This is a genomic window from Mesorhizobium sp. WSM4842 (assembly GCF_055901575.1).
Genome location: NZ_CM148372.1, coordinates 220,892 through 237,579 on the forward strand (window position 1 = coordinate 220,892; position 16,688 = coordinate 237,579).

General features: G+C 63.7%; 14 protein-coding genes. 7 read left to right on the plus strand and 7 right to left on the minus strand.

What is annotated here, in order from left to right; genetic code table 11:
• Window positions 1–19: 19 nt before the first annotated feature.
• Both AC0NIE_RS01020 and AC0NIE_RS01025 read left to right on the plus strand, forming a co-directional pair.
• A complete protein-coding gene (locus AC0NIE_RS01020) occupies window positions 20–1,882 on the plus strand; it encodes a long-chain-fatty-acid--CoA ligase (RefSeq protein WP_473484014.1) in 1,863 nt (620 codons plus the stop codon).
• Between the two features lie 7 nt (window positions 1,883–1,889).
• A complete protein-coding gene (locus tag AC0NIE_RS01025; protein ID WP_473484017.1) occupies window positions 1,890–2,654 on the plus strand; it encodes a class I SAM-dependent methyltransferase in 765 nt (254 codons plus the stop codon).
• Here AC0NIE_RS01025 and AC0NIE_RS01030 read toward each other — a convergent pair.
• Window positions 2,638–3,360, minus strand: coding sequence for an HAD family hydrolase (locus tag AC0NIE_RS01030; RefSeq protein ID WP_135933569.1), 723 nt, complete (start codon window positions 3,358–3,360; stop codon window positions 2,638–2,640). The two genes, AC0NIE_RS01025 and AC0NIE_RS01030, sit on opposite strands and share 17 nt — an antisense overlap.
• Window positions 3,361–3,365: 5 nt before the next feature.
• Window positions 3,366–5,009, minus strand: a complete 1,644-nt coding sequence (gene pgi / locus AC0NIE_RS01035) for a glucose-6-phosphate isomerase (protein ID WP_473484019.1) — start codon at window positions 5,007–5,009, stop codon at window positions 3,366–3,368.
• A 320-nt stretch (window positions 5,010–5,329) separates the two neighbouring features.
• Between pgi and pdxR the strand changes: the two genes are divergently transcribed.
• The gene (gene pdxR, locus AC0NIE_RS01040; RefSeq protein WP_352958566.1) at window positions 5,330–6,823 is read left to right on the plus strand and encodes a MocR-like pyridoxine biosynthesis transcription factor PdxR; all 1,494 of its coding nucleotides are present in this window, start codon (window positions 5,330–5,332) and stop codon (window positions 6,821–6,823) included.
• Between the two features lie 196 nt (window positions 6,824–7,019).
• Window positions 7,020–8,609, plus strand: a complete 1,590-nt coding sequence (locus AC0NIE_RS01045) for a trimethylamine methyltransferase family protein (RefSeq protein WP_473484022.1) — start codon at window positions 7,020–7,022, stop codon at window positions 8,607–8,609.
• 23 nt (window positions 8,610–8,632) lie between these two features.
• On the opposite strand, the gene AC0NIE_RS01050 is transcribed toward AC0NIE_RS01045, so the two are convergent.
• From AC0NIE_RS01050 to AC0NIE_RS01060, 3 genes are all read right to left on the minus strand, one after another.
• Window positions 8,633–9,031 carry a hypothetical protein gene (locus tag AC0NIE_RS01050; RefSeq protein ID WP_473484024.1) on the minus strand — a complete coding sequence of 133 codons (399 nt, stop codon included), beginning with the start codon at window positions 9,029–9,031 and terminating at the stop codon, window positions 8,633–8,635.
• A gap of 158 nt (window positions 9,032–9,189) precedes the next feature.
• Window positions 9,190–10,575 carry a chromate efflux transporter gene (gene chrA / locus AC0NIE_RS01055; protein WP_473484027.1) on the minus strand — a complete coding sequence of 462 codons (1,386 nt, stop codon included), beginning with the start codon at window positions 10,573–10,575 and terminating at the stop codon, window positions 9,190–9,192.
• 56 nt (window positions 10,576–10,631) lie between these two features.
• Complete coding sequence (locus AC0NIE_RS01060) at window positions 10,632–11,444, minus strand: chromate resistance protein ChrB domain-containing protein (protein WP_473484029.1); 813 nt, start codon at window positions 11,442–11,444, stop codon at window positions 10,632–10,634.
• Window positions 11,445–11,635: 191 nt separating this feature from the next.
• On the opposite strand from AC0NIE_RS01060, the gene AC0NIE_RS01065 reads away from it, so the two are divergent.
• Window positions 11,636–12,055 carry a GFA family protein gene (locus tag AC0NIE_RS01065; RefSeq protein ID WP_473484031.1) on the plus strand — a complete coding sequence of 140 codons (420 nt, stop codon included), beginning with the start codon at window positions 11,636–11,638 and terminating at the stop codon, window positions 12,053–12,055.
• A 253-nt stretch (window positions 12,056–12,308) separates the two neighbouring features.
• Here the strand turns inward: AC0NIE_RS01065 and AC0NIE_RS01070 are convergent, their stop codons facing one another.
• Window positions 12,309–14,114 (minus strand): IlvD/Edd family dehydratase, encoded by a 1,806-nt coding sequence (locus tag AC0NIE_RS01070; protein WP_473484525.1) that lies wholly within the window; start codon window positions 14,112–14,114, stop codon window positions 12,309–12,311.
• 158 nt (window positions 14,115–14,272) lie between these two features.
• Here AC0NIE_RS01070 and AC0NIE_RS01075 point away from each other — a divergent pair, with 158 nt between their 5' ends.
• The gene (locus AC0NIE_RS01075) at window positions 14,273–14,722 is read left to right on the plus strand and encodes an SRPBCC family protein (protein ID WP_292647781.1); all 450 of its coding nucleotides are present in this window, start codon (window positions 14,273–14,275) and stop codon (window positions 14,720–14,722) included.
• Window positions 14,723–14,876: 154 nt separating this feature from the next.
• Here the strand turns inward: AC0NIE_RS01075 and AC0NIE_RS01080 are convergent, their stop codons facing one another.
• On the minus strand, window positions 14,877–16,052 hold the full coding sequence (locus AC0NIE_RS01080) for an Mrp/NBP35 family ATP-binding protein (RefSeq protein WP_473484034.1): 1,176 nt from the start codon (window positions 16,050–16,052) through the stop codon (window positions 14,877–14,879).
• Window positions 16,053–16,294: 242 nt separating this feature from the next.
• On the opposite strand from AC0NIE_RS01080, the gene AC0NIE_RS01085 reads away from it, so the two are divergent.
• Window positions 16,295–16,672: a VOC family protein gene (locus AC0NIE_RS01085; RefSeq protein ID WP_473484036.1), complete on the plus strand. Its 378-nt coding sequence runs from the start codon at window positions 16,295–16,297 to the stop codon at window positions 16,670–16,672.
• The last annotated feature ends 16 nt before the right edge of the window (window positions 16,673–16,688 follow it).

Sequence of the window (16,688 nt, forward strand, 5' to 3'; positions counted from 1 at the left end):
ACAACCGACGGAGGGACAGGTGGCAAAAGCACCAAGGACAACGGCCCCAGCGAAAGCGAAGGCCCAAACTGCCGCAAAACCGGCCAGCTCCGACAAGCCAAAGGCGCCGACGGCCGACGCCGCTGCCAAGCCGAAAGCGGCCCCGACAACGGTTTCATCGGCGCCGAAGCCGGGTCCGGCCACGAGATTGCCGAAAGCGGTTGGCGCCGGACCGCCGGAAAAGCCTTGGCTCAAGAGCTATCCGAAGGTCGTTCCGGCCGAGATCGGCGCCCTGCCCTTCGGCTCCATCGGCGATCTGCTCGCCGACGCCTGCAAGCAGTATGCCAGCCGGCCGGCCTTCACCTGCATGGGCAAGACCATCACCTATGCGGAAGTCGAGCGGCAATCGGCCGCCTTCGGCGCCTATCTGCAGTCGACGGGACTGCAGAAAGGCGCACGCGTGGCGCTGATGATGCCGAACGTGCTGCAATATCCGGTGGCGATGATGGCAGTGCTGCGCGCCGGCTATATCGTGGTCAATATCAACCCGCTCTACACGCCGCGCGAGTTGGAACATCAGCTCAAGGATTCAGGTGCGCAAGCCATCGTCATTCTCGAGAATTTCGCCAACACCTTGCAGGCGGTGATCGCCAAGACGGCGATCAAGCATGTCGTGGTCGCGGCGATGGGCGACATGCTTGGCGGCCTGAAAGGGACGATCGTCAATCTCGTCGTGCGCCGCGTGAAGAAGATGGTGCCGGCCTGGTCGCTGCCGGGCCATGTCAAGTTCAACGCCGCGTTGACGGCAGGCGCCGGCATGAATTTCAAGCCGGTGCATGTCGCTGCCGACGACGTCGCCTTCCTTCAATATACCGGCGGCACCACCGGCATCTCGAAGGGTGCGGTACTGCTGCACAGAAATGTGCTGGCCAACGTCGCACAGAATGCGCTCTGGATCGAGGACGCCTTCACGGTCAAGCCGAAGCCGGCGCATCTCAACTTCATCTGCGCGCTGCCGCTCTATCATATCTTCGCGCTGACGGTGAACGCACTGATGGGCATGCAACTGGGTGGCCAGAACATACTCATTCCCAATCCGCGCGACATTCCCGGGTTCGTCAAGCAACTCGGCAAATACCCGATCCACATCTTTCCGGGCCTCAACACGCTGTTCAACGCGCTGCTCAACAATGAGGATTTCCGCAAGCTCGACTTCAAGCCGCTGATCCTGACGCTTGGTGGCGGCATGGCGGTGCAGAAGGGTGTCGCCGAACGCTGGAAGGCGTTGACCGGCTGCCCGGTCACCGAGGGTTACGGGCTTTCGGAAACTTCGCCGGTGGCCACCGCCAACACATTCAGCAATGGCAACTTCACCGGCACGATCGGCCTGCCGCTGCCCTCGACCGAGATCGCCATCCGCGACGACGACGGCAACGATTTGCCGCCCGGCGAAGTCGGCGAGATCTGCATCCGCGGACCGCAGGTGATGGCCGGCTACTGGAACCGGCCGGATGAGACCGCCAAGGTGATGACCAAGGATGGTTTCTTCAAATCCGGCGACATGGGCTTTATGGACGAGCGCGGCTACACCAAGATCGTGGACCGCAAGAAAGACATGATCCTTGTGTCCGGCTTCAACGTCTATCCGAACGAACTCGAGGAAGTGGTGGCCCTGCATCCGGGCGTGCTCGAAGTGGCGGCGATCGGCGTGCCGGACGAGCATTCAGGCGAAGTGCCAAAGCTGTTCGTCGTCAAGAAGGACCCATTGCTGACCGCTGAGGTGCTGACCGTCTATTGCCGGGATAACCTGACCGGCTACAAGCGGCCAAAATACATCGAGTTTCGGACCGAACTGCCGAAGACGCCGGTGGGCAAGATCCTGCGGCGGGCACTACGGGGATAGGGATATTTTGCGCGATTGCCTTACTGCCGACGACGCGGCGGACGCGCTTTCCCGTCCCGATCCGCTGGCATTCATCAAGGCGAACATGCGTATCGCCCCTGTTCCCGAGCTTCCCGAAATCCGGCTTTATGCAGCCCATCCAGCGAGCGGTTTGTGGCGGCTCACGCATCAAGAAGGACAAGCAGCCGAGCCGGAAGGAGAAGAAACCGAAGCCGACGAGTACGGGCCCGAGCCGCAGCCACCTTACTGGGCCTATGCCTGGGCGGGCGGCGCGGTGCTTGCCCGCTACATCCTCGATCGGCCGGAGTCCGTGGCCGGGCTTCGCGTGCTCGACCTCGGCGCCGGCTCGGGCCTCGTCGGCATCGCCGCGGCAAAGGCCGGCGCCAGACAAGTGATCGCGTCCGAGATCGACCGCAACGGGGTCGCCGCGCTCGGTCTCAATGCGGTGGCGAACGGTGTTGCGATCACGGTGGTCGGCGAGGATATCACCGCTGGTCCGCCGCCGCCGGTGGATGTCGTGGCGGCCGGCGACTTGTTTTACGGGCAAGATCTCGCCGACCGGGTCATCTCCTTCCTCGATCGCTGCCTGGCCGCCGGCATCAATGTGCTGATCGGCGACCCGGGCCGGGCCTACCTGCCCCGCTCGCGGCTTCGCCTGCTGGCCGAATACCAGGTGCCGGATGTCGGCGAGGCAAAAGATGCGGCAACGAAGCTGAGCGGCGTCTTCTCGTTCGAGCCGGAGCAGCCCTGCGAGTTCAGGTCGTCTCCTTGACTCTTGCCGAAAGAAAGTCGGGCAGGTCGGCAACCGAATCCAGAATGACGTCGGCGATCTGCGACAGCGATTCCCGCGTGCCGGTGCCGGAGAGCACGCCGATCGCCAGACCGCAGCCGCCGGCCCGCGCCATCTCCAGATCGTGGCGATTGTCGCCGACCATGGCGATCGCGGCCGGCCTCAGGCCGGTCAGGTCCGAGAAGGCGAGGATCGTATCGGGCGCCGGTTTCGGATTGGCCACCGCGTCATAACCATAGGCGGCGTCGAACAGCTGCGCGACGCCCAGCGTCAGCAACGTCTTTTCAGCGCCGGTGGTCGAATCGTTGGTGGCGACGCCGAGCCGGTAGGATTTCCTGTGAAGAACGCCAAGCGTCTCGACGATGCCCGGCAGCGCCACCGCCATCGCCGAGCCCTGCACCGACGTGATCTCGTTGAAGCGAGCGACGGCAAGCATCTGGTCTTCGTCGGACAGTCGCGGAAACCAAAGCTCGACGACATCCATGTTGGTGCCGGAGGCAAAGATGGAATCGGGCTTGAAGCGTTTGGTGGCGAAATCGTAGCCCGCCGCCGCTAGCAGCCTGTCGGCCTTCCAGCGGTCGCCCTCCGACGCATCCATCGCCATGAAATCGGCAACGCCGAGCCATGTCGCATTGAAGTCGACAAGCGTGCCGTCCTTGTCGAACAATATTCCCTTGATCTCGGCCAAGCCGCTTACTCCGATCCGCGCAATCGGTGGATGTGTCCCACCAGTCCGGCGGTCGAAGCGTCCCGCTTTGCGGCATTCTCCTTGCCCTCCACGACAGGCAGCAGGCCGGTCGCCAGTTCCTTGCCGAGCTCGACGCCCCACTGGTCGAAGGAATTGATGTTGAAGAGCGTGCCTTCGACGAAGACGCGGTGCTCATAAAGCGCGATCAGCCGTCCGAACGTATGCGGATCGAGTTGTCTGTAGAGGATCGTCACTGAGGGCCGGTTGCCGGAGAAGACGCGGTGCGGGGCGATCCTGTCGACTTCGGCGGGCGCCATGCCCTTTGCCAGCATCTGCGCGCGCGCTTCCTCCAGCGTGCGGCCCTTCATGAAGGCCTCCGACTGCGCCAGGCAGTTGGCGAGCAGCAGATTGTGGTGATGCTTGAGATCCGGCTCATGGCCGATGGCCGCGGCGAGGAATTCGACTGGAATGAAATCGGTGCCCTGGTGGAGCAGCTGGAAGAAGGCGTGCTGGCCATTGGTGCCGGGCTCGCCCCAGACCAGTGGGCCGGTCGGCGTGGTCACAGTGCCGCCGTCGAGGGTTACGCTCTTGCCGTTCGATTCCATGTCGAGCTGCTGCAGATAGGCCGGCAGCCTGGACAGGCGCTGATCATAGGGAATGACGGCGCGGGCGGGGTATTGGCAGATCACCCGATGCCACCAGCCGATCAATCCCATCAGCGCCGGCAGGTTCCTGGCCAGCGGCGCCGTCTGGAAATGTTCGTCCATCGCGTGCGCGCCATCGAGAAAGGCGCGAAAATTCTTCGGGCCGACGGCGATCATCACCGGCAGGCCGATCGCGCCCCAGACTGAGTAGCGTCCACCGACCCAGTCCCAGAAGCCGAAGACGCGGTCGGACGCGATGCCGAATTTGGCCACCAGGTCCAGGGCCGTCGAGACGGCGGCGAAATGCTTACCGACCGCTTCCTTGCCCAGCGCCTTCCGCACCCATTCGCGCGCCGTCTCGGCATTGGTCATCGTCTCGATGGTGGTGAAGGTCTTCGAGGCGACGATGAACAGTGTGGTTTCGGCGGAAAGGCCCTTCAGCGTGTCGTGGATATGGGCGCCGTCGATGTTGGACACGTAATGCGTGCGCGGCCCGTCGTGATAGGGCGCCAGCGCCAGCGTCGCCATGGCCGGGCCAAGGTCGGACCCGCCGATGCCGATGTTGACGATGTCGGTGATCTTCTTGCCGGTGGCGCCGGCGGCCTTGCCAGAGCGCACGGCATCGGCGAAGGCGCCCATCGCATCGAGCACGGCAACAACCTCCGCCTTCACGTCCTGGCCGTCGAGCACGATGCCCTTGCCGTTCAGGTTGCGCAGCGCGGTGTGCAGCACGGCGCGGCCTTCGGTGACGTTGATCCTCTTGCCCGAGAACATCGCGGCGCGCCGGCCTTCGAGATCGGCGGCTCCCGCCAGCTTCTCCAGCAGATCCATCGTCTGCGCATCGACCGCGCATTTCGACCAGTCGAGCAGCAGGTCGCCGTCGGTGGCGGAGAATTTTTCGAAGCGCTGCGGATCGGCAGCGAAAGCCTCGCGCATGCTGCCCGATTTGGCCGCGCGGTGATCGCGCAGGGCGTCGAGCTGTTTCTGAAAGGACGATTGATCCACTGCCTCACTCCGAGCTTGAGATGCCAACATAACAGACCGGATGTTTCCGGCGCGTGTCGTCGCGTCCAAACTATCTAGCCGAAATCCACTGGTTTCAATGCGCAGCGATGACGCACTGCGTCAGGCCGCGATGACGCGTTGCGTCACGCTGGGATGATGCACGGCGTCAGGCAGCGATGACGCGTTGCGTCACGCGGGGGAAGGATCACTGGCGTAAATCCCAGCGATCAGAAAAATTGATTGGCGCAACAGCTTGTGCCACCGGTACATTCGACTGGTCCAGCCAAGTGAAAAAAGCTGGCCATCGAGGAACACCTTCCATGCCACAGCGAAACGACACGGCCATATGGTCCGGCCTGTTCCGGATTTCGGCGGAATCCGGCCAGACCCTGCAGGCGCAGATCCGTCAAGCGATCGTCGCCGCCATCCTCGACCGGCAAATCGCCGCCTCGATGCCGCTTCCGTCCTGCCGGATCCTGGCCGAGAAACTCGGCGTGGCGCGCGGCACCGTGGTGCTGGCCTTCCAGCAGCTCGTCGACCAGGGTTTCCTGGTGGCGCGCGAACGGCGCGGCCATTTCGTCAATCCGGACGTGCTGGCGACGCCGGCCAAACCGCATCAGAAGGCGCCCGACCAAGCCAATGAGATCGATTGGAAGGCGCGCCGGCAGATCGCGGCCAGCGACATGCCGCCGCCAGCCAAGCACGACAACTGGATCAAGTCGTCCTACCCCTTCGTCTATGGCCAGTTCGATCCGGCGCTGTTCCCGACCGCCGAGTGGCGCGAGTGCAACCGCATGGCCCTCGCCGTGCTCGAGATCCGCAACTGGGCGTCCGACATGGTCGACCGCGACGATCCGCTGCTGATCGAGCAGATCCAGGCGCGGCTGTTGCCGCGGCGCGGCATCTTCGCCAATCCCGATGAGATCATCGTCACGCTCGGCGCGCAGAACGCGCTCTACATGCTGGCGACGCTGCTGATGACCAAGGGCTCCAAGGTGGCCATGGAAGACCCCGGCTATCCCGACGCACGCTCGATCTTCCGGTTGGCGGGTGCCGACGTCACGCCGGTTCCGGTCGACCATTCCGGCATTGTAACCGCTTCTATTCCCAACGATTCCGGCTTCGTCTTCGTGACGCCCAGCCACCATTGCCCGACCATGGTGCCGCTATCGGCGGAGCGCCGGCAGGATTTGCTGGCGCGCGCCAATCGCCACAACCAGATCATCATCGAGGACGGCTATGACAGCCAGCTTCTGGACGAGGCGCCGCAGCAGGCGCTGAAGAGCCTCGACCGTTCCGGCCGCGTCATCTATGTCGGCTCGATGTCGAAGACGCTGGCTCCGGGTCTGCGGCTCGGCTACATCGTCGCCTCGGCCGGGCTGATCTCCGAGCTTCGCGCGCTGCGCCGCTTCATGCTGCGTCATCCGCCGGCCAACAACCAGCGCGCGGTCGCGCTGTTCCTGTCGCTTGGCCATCACGAGGCGCTGGTGCGGCGGCTGTCGAGTGCCTTCGACGAACGGCGCAAGCGTCTGATCCATGCGATTTCCGCCTTCCTGCCTGAGTGGCGCTCGACCGATTCCGCCGGTGGCGCGTCGCTCTGGCTCGAAGGGCCGCGCGGCACCGATTCGCGCGGGCTAGCCGAGGCCGCCGCCTCGCGCAGTGTCATCATCGAGCCCGGCGACCGCTTCTTCGACCGCACCGAAAAGCCGTCACGCTTCATGCGGCTGGGCATCTCCTCGATCGCGCTGCAGCACATCGAGCCCGGCATCCGAGAACTGGCGACGGCGGCCGGGCGCAGACCGGCGGCGGCTTGATGCCTCGTCCGGGCCGGGACCGGCCACCGTTCTTTAGCGCTCTGGCATATGCGACGGGACCGTCTGGCTCATAGGCTGTGCCAATGCCGACGGCATAGTTCGAAGCATAAGGGGACGAAGCGGGCCGATGGTGGACCAACCACCTGGTGGACCAACCACCGCCGCCCGCTTCGCAGCTAAAGGTGGAGTGCCTCCCATGTCAGTGGCTGTTGAGAAGCCGGATACGCCCTCGGACCAACGTTCGCGGCGTTCCGGCGGGCGCGAAGCGCGCCGCGCCATGCGGGCGGCACCACTTGCCGACGACATCAAGCCGGTGCGCGCCGGCCTCGAAGGCGGGAGCTACGGGCCGCTCAACGGAAACGACCGCGAGCGCATTCACGAAGCGGTGCTGACGCTGCTTGAAACGGTCGGCTTCGCCAATGCCATCCCATCCTGCATCGAGGCGCTGACCAAGGCCGGCGCCACGCTCGGCGAGGACGGCCGCATCCGTTTTCCGCGCGCGCTCGTCCTCGATACCATCAAGAAGGCCGCACGCCATTTCACGCTGCATGGCCAGGATCCCAAGCACGACATGCTGATCCAGGGCAAGCGCGTGCATTACGGCACGGCGGGCGCCGCGGTGCATCTGGTCGACGTCGAGAAGCGCTGTTATCGCGAGTCGCTGCTGCAGGACATCTACGACGCCGCCCGCATCGTCGAAGGGCTCGACAACATCCATTTCTTCCAGCGGCCGATGGTGCCGCGCGACATTCCCGATCCGCTCGACATGGATTTCAACACGCTCTACGCCTGCGTGATGGGCACGTCGAAGCATGTCGGCACGTCCTTCACGGTACGCGAGAACGTCAAGCCGGCGCTCGACATGCTCTATGCGATTGCCGGCGGCGAAGAGAATTTTCGCGCGCGGCCTTTCGTCTCCAATTCGAACTGTTTTGTCGTGCCACCGATGAAATTCGCCGAGGACGCCTGCGGCGTACTCGAGGCCTGCGTCGAAGGCGGCATTCCAATCCTATTGCTGTCGGCCGGCCAGGCGGGTGCGACGGCGCCGGCGGCGATCGCCGGTGCGGTGGTGCAAGCGGTGGCCGAGGTGCTCGCCGGCCTCGTCTACGTCAACGCCATCAAACTCGGGCATCCGGCGATCTTCGGCACCTGGCCGTTCGTCTCGGACCTCAGGACCGGCGCCATGTCCGGCGGCTCGGCCGAGCAAGCGGTGCTGACCGCTGCCTGCGCCCAGATGGCGCAATTCTACGACCTGCCGGGCGGTTCGGCCGCCGGCATGACGGATTCGAAACTGCCCGACATTCAGTCCGGTTACGAAAAAGGCATCACCGATGTGATGGCCGGCCTTGCCGGCCTCAACCTTGTCTACGAATCGGCCGGCATGCACGCCTCGCTGCTCGGCTTCTGCCTGGAGAGCCTGATCATCGACAACGACATGCTCGGCCATTGCCTGCGCTGCGTGCGCGGCATCGAGGTGACCGATGAGTCGCTGTCGATAGACACCATCGCCGACGTTTGCCTGAAGGGCCCGGGTCACTATCTGGGCAACGAGCAGACGCTGCGGCTGATGCAGACGGAATATTTCTATCCGGCGGTCGGCGACCGCTTTTCGCCGAAGGAGTGGAACGAGAAGGGCAGGCCCGACATCTTGCAGCGGGCGATCATCGAGAAGAAACGCATCCTCGCCGAGCGCTTCCCGCGCCATGTGCCGAAGCCGGTCGACGACAAGTTGCGCGCCCGCTTCGGCAATCTGATCCACCTGCCGCGCAGCGGCATGGGCGGCTGAGGACGCTTCTCGTCAAAAAACTGTCAGTCGGCGCTCAAACCATAGCGCTCGGCGACCTCGCCACTGATCAGCTTGGCATGCAGTGTCATCAGTATGATTTGCGCATCGAAGCTGTCGCCGGCCTCAAGTGCTGCTTCAATCCGGCGCTCCGCATCCAGCCTACGTTGAAGGCCGTTGGATTGCTCGAATGCTTCCGGTCCGGCAATACAATAGCCAAGCAGCTGTGCCACCGGTGGATAGGCTTGTGGTGGCGGCTCGTCAGGCCAGTGATCCTTCATCAGATTGACGATGGTGAGCTTTGCTCCCTCCGGCACAAGGGCGGGATGAAGGTCGACGCCACGTAACGCGGCGTCGAGTTGCCTGAGGTCGCCTGAACGGCCGAACATTCCGAGGAAGCCTAGGGAGGAGCGCCGTTTCGCCATGATGTTCCTATCCGAACGCCCGAAACCGCAGCGAAGCGCCGGCCGCACGCAGCCGCTAAAGCGCGTCGCGTTTGACCGGGCGCATGCGACGCGCTTTAGGTTGTTGCTTTATGCATGTCGTTATCGCAAAACCGCTGCACACTTTTGCGCGACATGCATTAACCACTCGCTGCCAGCAACAAAACGCCAGCGAGGGCCGATCCCGCAAGCGTCGGCAGCATGCCGATCTTCAGCTTCAGGATGGCGATCATGGCAGCACACGACAGCAGCGCCGCACCCCAGTCGATCGATGAAAACACCGGCACGTCCATCCCAAGACCGACGTTGCGCACTTCGCCGAAGATGACGTGCAAGCCGAACCACAGAGCGAGATTCATGATGACGCCGACGACAGCGGCGGTGATCGCGCCCAACGCCGCCGACAGTGCCTTGTTGCCGCGCAGGGATTCGATATAGGGCGCGCCGAGGAATATCCAGAAGAAGCAAGGGGTGAACGTGGCCCACAGCGTGAGCATCGCCCCAAGCGATCCGGCAAGCAGCGGGCTCAACGATCCGGATTGGCGGAACGCGGCAAGAAAGCCGACAAACTGCAGGACGAGAATGAGCGGACCCGGCGTTGTTTCGGCAAGCCCGAGGCCATCGACCATTTCACCGGGTGCGAGCCAGCCGAAGGACTCGACCGCTGCCTGCGCGACATAGGCGAGGACCGCGTAAGCGCCGCCGAAGGTGACGACCGCCATGACGCTGAAGAAGCCACCGATCTGCGTCCACACACTAGCAGACCCGGTAAAAGCCCAGATCAGAAGAATCGGCCCGAGCCAGATCGGCAACCAGATCGCAATGATGCGCGGCGCATGCCATCGCGTCGGCCTGGTGTGAGCCAGCTCGCCGCGCTCGAACATCATGTCGACCGCGCCCTTGATGTCGGGAACCACATCTTTGCCGTGCGCCGCGCCGGAAAAAAGGGCCGGCGCAACACGATTTCCGATCCAGCCCGTCAGACCGGCAAGCAGGACGATGAGCGGAAACGGCATGTTCAATGCATAGATGGCGATGAAGGCGGCGAGCGCGATCGAAACCATGACCCGGTTCTTCAGGGCACGTCGTCCGATCCGGATCATCGCCTCGATCACGATGGCGAGCACGGCTGCTTTCACCCCGAAAAACAGCGCCTCGACCAGGGGAGCGTCGCCATACAGCGCATAGAGGATGCTCAAGGTGAGCATCACAAGCGCGCCCGGCGCGACGAACAGGACACCGGCGACCAGGCCGCCGATCGTCCGGTGCAGCAGCCAGCCGATATAGATGGCGAGTTGCTGGGCTTCAGGGCCGGGCAGCAGCATGCAGTAGTTCAACGCATGCAGGAAACGTTGCTCGCCGATCCAACGCCGTTCCTCGACCAATTCCTTGTGCATGAGTGCGATCTGCCCGGCCGGCCCGCCGAAGCTGAACAGGCCGATTTTCGCCCAGAGTTTTACGCCTTCACGGAAGGATGGCGCAGCCGGCGCTTCGACGGTCTCGCCCGTTTTTCCCGAAGTCGCCATTTTGTCAGAAGCCCCCGTTTTGTCAGAAGGCCCCTTTTCTTCCGAAGCTTGGGCGCTCATGATGGCTTGCCTGGCCAGTTGTGCGTCTCCTCGGTGGCGTCGCGGCACCATCGGAAAAACGCATCGTAGAGCAGCATGCCTGCCTCCAGCTGTTCCAGATCGTCGCGAAACATCCGCGACAGGCCAAGCGAGGCGGCCAGGAATCCGGCCGCCTGGGGAGCCAGATCGAGGCTTGCGGTATCGGCTGCGCGCACGATCATGGCCAGGCGGTCGAGCGCCTCGGATTCGAGCCCGAACTCTTCGATCATCGTGTCGAAGGTGCAGCGTTCGCCCCGGTGAGTCCAGAACACATTGTCGATGTCGAAAGGCACGGCCTGAAAGCGGTCGGCAGTGGCCGACACTTCAGCCGCCTCGACAAAGAGGAAGACCGCGCTCGGATCGATGAAACGCCGGAGCAGCCAGGGGCAGGCGATGCGATCGACCTTCGGGCGGGTCCGCGTCACCCACACGGTGCGGCCTTTTTCATCGCGGGGCGGTATCTTGCCGGCATGGATCAAAGGTCCCTTGGCATCGCGCCAGGCTTCGAACCCGCCTTCGAGGGATTCGGCACTGATGCGCTCGTGCCGCAGCCATGCGGCCACACCTTGCGAGAGCTTTTGTCCTCTTTGGCAAACGACCGCCACTCGGCTGCCGGCGAATTCGGATGCCCAGGTCGAGACGGTTTTGAAATCACGCCGGCTTGAGGCCGGCAGCAGGCGCGGATCGGCGTTGTAGTCCTCTTCGATGCGAACATCGATGATCGCGGGCGCACCCGGCAGACCAATCAGACGGGAAAGTTGCGATACGGTGATAGCGGTTGTCGACGGCATGGCGTCCACCTCCTTGAGAGAGAAGCTTGGACGCGAACGTTGGGCTGACGCCTCACGGGGTCGTCGCGATGCACCCCTTGCCATGATCGTGGATTTGTCGCGCTCGCTTGTCAAGCGTCATGCCTGGAGCAAAGGATGCTCTGGCTCCGGCGGCCGGCTTGGCGGAGCCAGAACACGTCTGGGAGGAAACCATGAAAAAGACCTATCACGGCAGCTGCCATTGCGGTGCGGTGCGTTTCGAAGCCGAAATCGACCTCGCCGAAGGCATCCGCAAATGCAATTGCAGCTTCTGCTGGAAACTCGGCTACCGGAAGTCCTTCGCAGCCTATGAAGCCGTGCGGGTGACGGACGGCCGCGACCGGATGCGGGAATACCAGGCGACGCCGTCGAACTGGCCGGAAGGCGACATCAACCACTATATGTGCCCGAACTGCGGCGCGAATTTTCTCTCGCGCGGCTATCTCGACTTCATGGGCGGGAATTTCTGGGCGGTGAACGTCGCCTGCCTCGACGACGTCACCGAAGTGGAACTCGGCGCGGCACCGATCGTCTACGAGGACGGCAAGCGCGACAGGCAGGATCAGGCGCCTGATATCACCGGATATCTATAGGCGCTGCTTGGACGCGGCTCTTTCCTTCTCCCCTTCGTGGGAGAAGGTGGCCGAGCCCACGGGTCTTGCCTCCGGCAGGCCCAAGGACCGGCTCCGCTCGGTCGGATAAGGGGTGCTCCAGCTTGGCACCGACCGCACTCCGTCCAACACCCCTCTTCCGTCTCGGCGCTGCGCGCCAATCCACCGCCCGGGGCGAGTCACGCGCCTCGCCCGCCCTTCGGGCCCCACAAGGGGAGAAGGAAAGAAGAGGCGTTCAGTGATTGTCCCGCGGCACGCCCCTGGTGTGCGCCACATCCTGGTATTTCACCGCCGGTTTCAGCACCATTCCTTCGGAAAACTGGTCGACCATGCCGCGCTGGATCTCCTGCCATGGCGTCTGGTGCTTGGGATAGTGATAGCCGCCGCTGTTCTGCAGCTCGGCGCGCCGGCGCGTGATCTCGTCGTCGGTGACGAGAATGTCGGCGGTGCCCTTGCGCAGGTCGATGCGGACGCGGTCACCGGTCTTCAACAGCGCCAGCCCGCCGCCTATGGCGGCTTCGGGCGAGGCGTTGAGGATCGACGGCGAGCCCGACGTGCCCGACTGGCGGCCGTCGCCGATACAGGCCAGCGCATGAATGCCCTTCTTGATGAGATGGGCCGGCGGCTGCATGTTGACGACTTCGGCGCCGCCGGGATAACCGATCGGACCGGCGCCGCGCATGAACAGGATCGTGTGCTCGTCGATGCCTTGCGCCGGATCGTCGATGCGGGCGTGGTAGTCTTCGGGCCCGTCGAAGACCATGGCGTTGCCTTCGAAGGCCTCGGGGTCCTTCGGGTTCGACAGATAGCGTTCGCGGAATTCGGGCGAGATGCCGCTGGTCTTCATGATCGCCGAATCGAACAGATTACCCCTAAGATTGATGAAGCCGGCATTGGCTTTCAGCGGCTCGGCGACGGTGCGGATGACGTCGAGATTCTCGTTGACGGCCCCACTGCAATTGTCGCCCATCGTCTTGCCGTTGACGGTCATGGCGTCGGGATGGGGCAACAGCCCGGCCTTCATCAGTTCGGCCACCACCGCCGGCACGCCACCGGCATGGTGATAATCCTCGCCGAGATATTCGCCCGACGGCTGCAGGTTGACGATAAGCGGTATCTTGAGGCCGACCTTCTGCCAGTCGTCATTGTCGAGCGGCACGCCGAGATGGCGGGCGATGGCATTGAGATGGATCGGCGCGTTGGTCGAGCCGCCGATGGCCGAATTGACGACGATCGCATTCTCGAAGGCCTGCCGCGTCATGATGTCGGAGGGCTTCAGATCCTCATGCACCATGTCGACGATGCGTTTTCCTGTCTCATAGGCGATCTGGCCGCGCTCGCGATAGGGCGCGGGGATCGCGGCCGAGCCCGGCAGTTGCATGCCGAGCGCCTCGGCCAGCGAGTTCATGGTGGTGGCGGTGCCCATTGTGTTGCAATAGCCGGTGGACGGCGCCGAGGAAGCGACGATGTCCATGAACTCGTCATAGCCGATCTCGCCGGCCGATAGGCGCTGACGCGATTCCCAGACGATGGTGCCGGAGCCGGTGCGCTTGCCCTTGTGCCAGCCGTTGAGCATCGGGCCGACCGACAGCGCGATGGCCGGAATGTTGACGGTGGCGGCGGCCATCAGCAGGGCCGGCGTCGTCTTGTCGCAGCCGATGGTGAGCACGACGCCGTCGAGCGGGTAGCCGTAGAGCACCTCGACCAGGCCGAGATAGGCAAGATTGCGGTCGAGTGCGGCGGTCGGGCGCTTGCCCGTCTCCTGGATCGGGTGGCACGGGAATTCGAAAGGGATGCCGCCCATCGACACGATGCCCTCGCGCACGCGCTTGGCCAGTTCGAGATGATGGCGGTTGCAGGGCGACAGATCCGAACCGGTCTGGGCGATGCCGATCAGCGGCTTGCCCGACATCAGTTCGGCACGCGTCAGTCCGTAATTCAGGTAGCGCTCGAGATAAAGCGCCGTCATCCCCGGATTGTCGGGATTGTCGAACCACTCCTGCGAGCGAAATTTCTTCTTCGTTGTGGGGGCGCCGGCCATCATGGTCTCCGTATTTGTATGACAAATCGATATGACAACGCGCGAGAGCAGGCAAGAGGCACGCGCCATCCGAATCCGGACTTTGGTGCGATAGACATACATCGGGCCCCACGCTAGACGGGATCGGGGTTTGTCAATTTTGTATCCGGGAGATTTTGATGGCTTTGGTGATCGAAGGCGAGGAACGCATCGCCGCACCCCTGCAAAAAGTGTGGGAAGCGCTGAACGACCCGGACGTTCTGAGGCAGACCATTCCAGGCTGCCAAAGCCTCGAAAAGAAGTCAGACACCGAGATGGGGGCGACCGTGGTGCTCAAGATCGGCCCGATCAAGGCGACGTTCAACGGCGAGGTGACGCTCAGGAATCTCAACCCGCCGCATTCCTACACCATCCAGGGCGAGGGCAAGGGCGGCATCGCCGGCTTTGCCAAAGGCGGCGCCGATGTGACGCTGACCGCCGACGGGCCGGAGGCGACGATCCTCAGATATGCGGCCAAGGCCGATGTCGGCGGAAAGATCGCCCAGCTCGGCAGCCGACTGATCGAATCGACGTCGAAGAAACTTGCCGGGCAGTTTTTTTCGAGTTTTGGCGAGAAGGTGGGCGGCTGAGCATTCCCCTCCCCCTTGAGGGGAGGGTGGCCCGAAGGGCCGGGTGGGGTCGGTGGCGACGCGCTCCGACATTTCTTTCGTAAGAGGTCGAGGCAGCTGAGGCGACCCCTCCCGCCGCGCTTCGCGCGGCACCCTCCCCTCAAGGGGGAGGGGATCACTCGAACACGATGCTTGGCACGGCGGCTTCGGCCGCGCCGCGTTCTTCGTTGACCCTGCCCCAGACGTTCGAGGCGATGTCGCGGTAGATCTTCGCCTCGGCGCTATCGGGCTTCGAGACCACCACCGGCGTGCCGGCATCGGAGCTTTCGCGGATGCCCATCTCGAGCGGCACTTCGCCGAGGAAGGTGACGCCGAGACGCTCGGCCTCGCGGCGCGCGCCGCCATGGCCGAAGATGTCGTAGCGCTTGCCGGTGTCGGGGGCGAGGAAATAGCTCATATTCTCGACGATGCCCAACACCGGCACGTCGACCTTCCTGAACATGTTGAGGCCTTTTCGGGCATCGATCAGGGCCAGATCCTGCGGCGTCGAGACGATGACGGCGCCGGCCAGCGGCACCTGCTGGGCCATGGTCAGCTGCGCGTCGCCGGTGCCGGGCGGCATGTCGACGACGAGCACATCGAGCGGACCCCACTCGACCTCGCGCAGCATTTGCGTCAATGCCGACATCACCATCGGCCCGCGCCAGATCATCGGCGTCTCCTCATCGACGAGGAAGCCCATCGACATGACCTTCAGGCCGTAATTCTCCATCGGCCTCAGGACCTTGCCGTCGACTGTCTGCGGCCGGCCATGGATGTTGAGCAGCCGCGGCATCGACGGGCCGTAGATGTCGGCATCGAGCACGCCGACCCTCAGGCCGTTGGCGGCGAGGCCTAGCGCGATGTTGACGGCGGTGGTCGACTTGCCGACGCCGCCCTTGCCGGAAGCAACAGCGATGATCGCCTCGATGCCGGGAACACCGCGCTTGCCCTGGCTGTGCGAGGCTGGAGCATGCGGGGCCGGTCGTGGCGCGGCAGCGGGTGCGGCCGGCGCGGGCCTGGGAGCGGGCCTTTGCGGAACCGGAGCCTCCATGCCGCCGCCTTTCCTTTCCGCCGTCAGCGCAACCACGGCGCCGGCGACACCGGGGATCGCCTTGACGACGCGTTCGGCGGCGGCGCGCAACGGCTCCATCTCTTGAGCCCGGGCGGCAGGGACGGTGATCGAGAAGAAGACCTTGGCATCAGCAATGAAAATCTCGGAAACCATGCCGAGGTCGACGATGTTGCCGGTGAAGTCCGGTCCGTTGACCGTCTTCAGGCGCTCGATGACGATTTCCTTGGTGACGGACATGAGCTTTTTCCTCTGCTTTCCGCCTGAGATAATGCAGTTCCCGAACAGAACCAAGCGGCGGAACGACACGCACAGTGGCAGGGCTTCAAAATTCGCGTCTGCTTGTCGGGATTTGCGGGAGACAAAACGTCTTTAGGGAAGAGGCACGCCAATCGCACAAGCTGCGGTCGCCGGAAAACGAAGCAGCCCTATCTTGTTGCAGGGCTTCGGACGTGCTCGCCAGCAAGGAAAGGAGACCAATCATGCTCGCAAACAGCAACGCAACGGCCAATCTCGCGGTGAAGGACCTGGCCAAGGCCAAGGCCTTCTATGAAGGCGTTCTGGGTCTGACGGAGGTTCACAACGAGGGGGGCGAACTGATCGTCTACAAATGCGGTGACACCAGCATCAACGTGTATCGCTCGATGTTCGCCGGAACCAACAAAGCGACGGCGGTAACCTGGATGGTCGGCGACGAGATCGAAAAAATTGTCAGCGCGTTAAGGTCGAAGGGCGTCGTCTTCGAACATTACGATATGCCGGGCCTGACGCTGGAAGGCGACATCCATGTCGGCTACGGCATGAAGGTCGCCTGGTTCAAGGATCCTGACGGCAACATTCTGAACCTGGTCGACCGTTAGCTTGGACGGAGGCGAA

Excerpts from the sequence above, each read along its gene's own strand:
- pdxR (WP_352958566.1), top strand. The coding sequence starts at position 5,330 with ATGCCACAGCGAAACGACACGGCCATATGGTCCGGCCTGTTCCGGATT.
- AC0NIE_RS01045 (WP_473484022.1), top strand. The coding sequence starts at position 7,020 with ATGTCAGTGGCTGTTGAGAAGCCGGATACGCCCTCGGACCAACGTTCG.
- AC0NIE_RS01050 (WP_473484024.1), bottom strand. The coding sequence starts at position 9,031 with ATGGCGAAACGGCGCTCCTCCCTAGGCTTCCTCGGAATGTTCGGCCGT.
- chrA (WP_473484027.1), bottom strand. The coding sequence starts at position 10,575 with ATGGCGACTTCGGGAAAAACGGGCGAGACCGTCGAAGCGCCGGCTGCG.
- AC0NIE_RS01060 (WP_473484029.1), bottom strand. The coding sequence starts at position 11,444 with ATGCCGTCGACAACCGCTATCACCGTATCGCAACTTTCCCGTCTGATT.
- AC0NIE_RS01065 (WP_473484031.1), top strand. The coding sequence starts at position 11,636 with ATGAAAAAGACCTATCACGGCAGCTGCCATTGCGGTGCGGTGCGTTTC.
- AC0NIE_RS01070 (WP_473484525.1), bottom strand. The coding sequence starts at position 14,114 with ATGGCCGGCGCCCCCACAACGAAGAAGAAATTTCGCTCGCAGGAGTGG.
- AC0NIE_RS01075 (WP_292647781.1), top strand. The coding sequence starts at position 14,273 with ATGGCTTTGGTGATCGAAGGCGAGGAACGCATCGCCGCACCCCTGCAA.
- AC0NIE_RS01080 (WP_473484034.1), bottom strand. The coding sequence starts at position 16,052 with ATGTCCGTCACCAAGGAAATCGTCATCGAGCGCCTGAAGACGGTCAAC.
- AC0NIE_RS01085 (WP_473484036.1), top strand. The coding sequence starts at position 16,295 with ATGCTCGCAAACAGCAACGCAACGGCCAATCTCGCGGTGAAGGACCTG.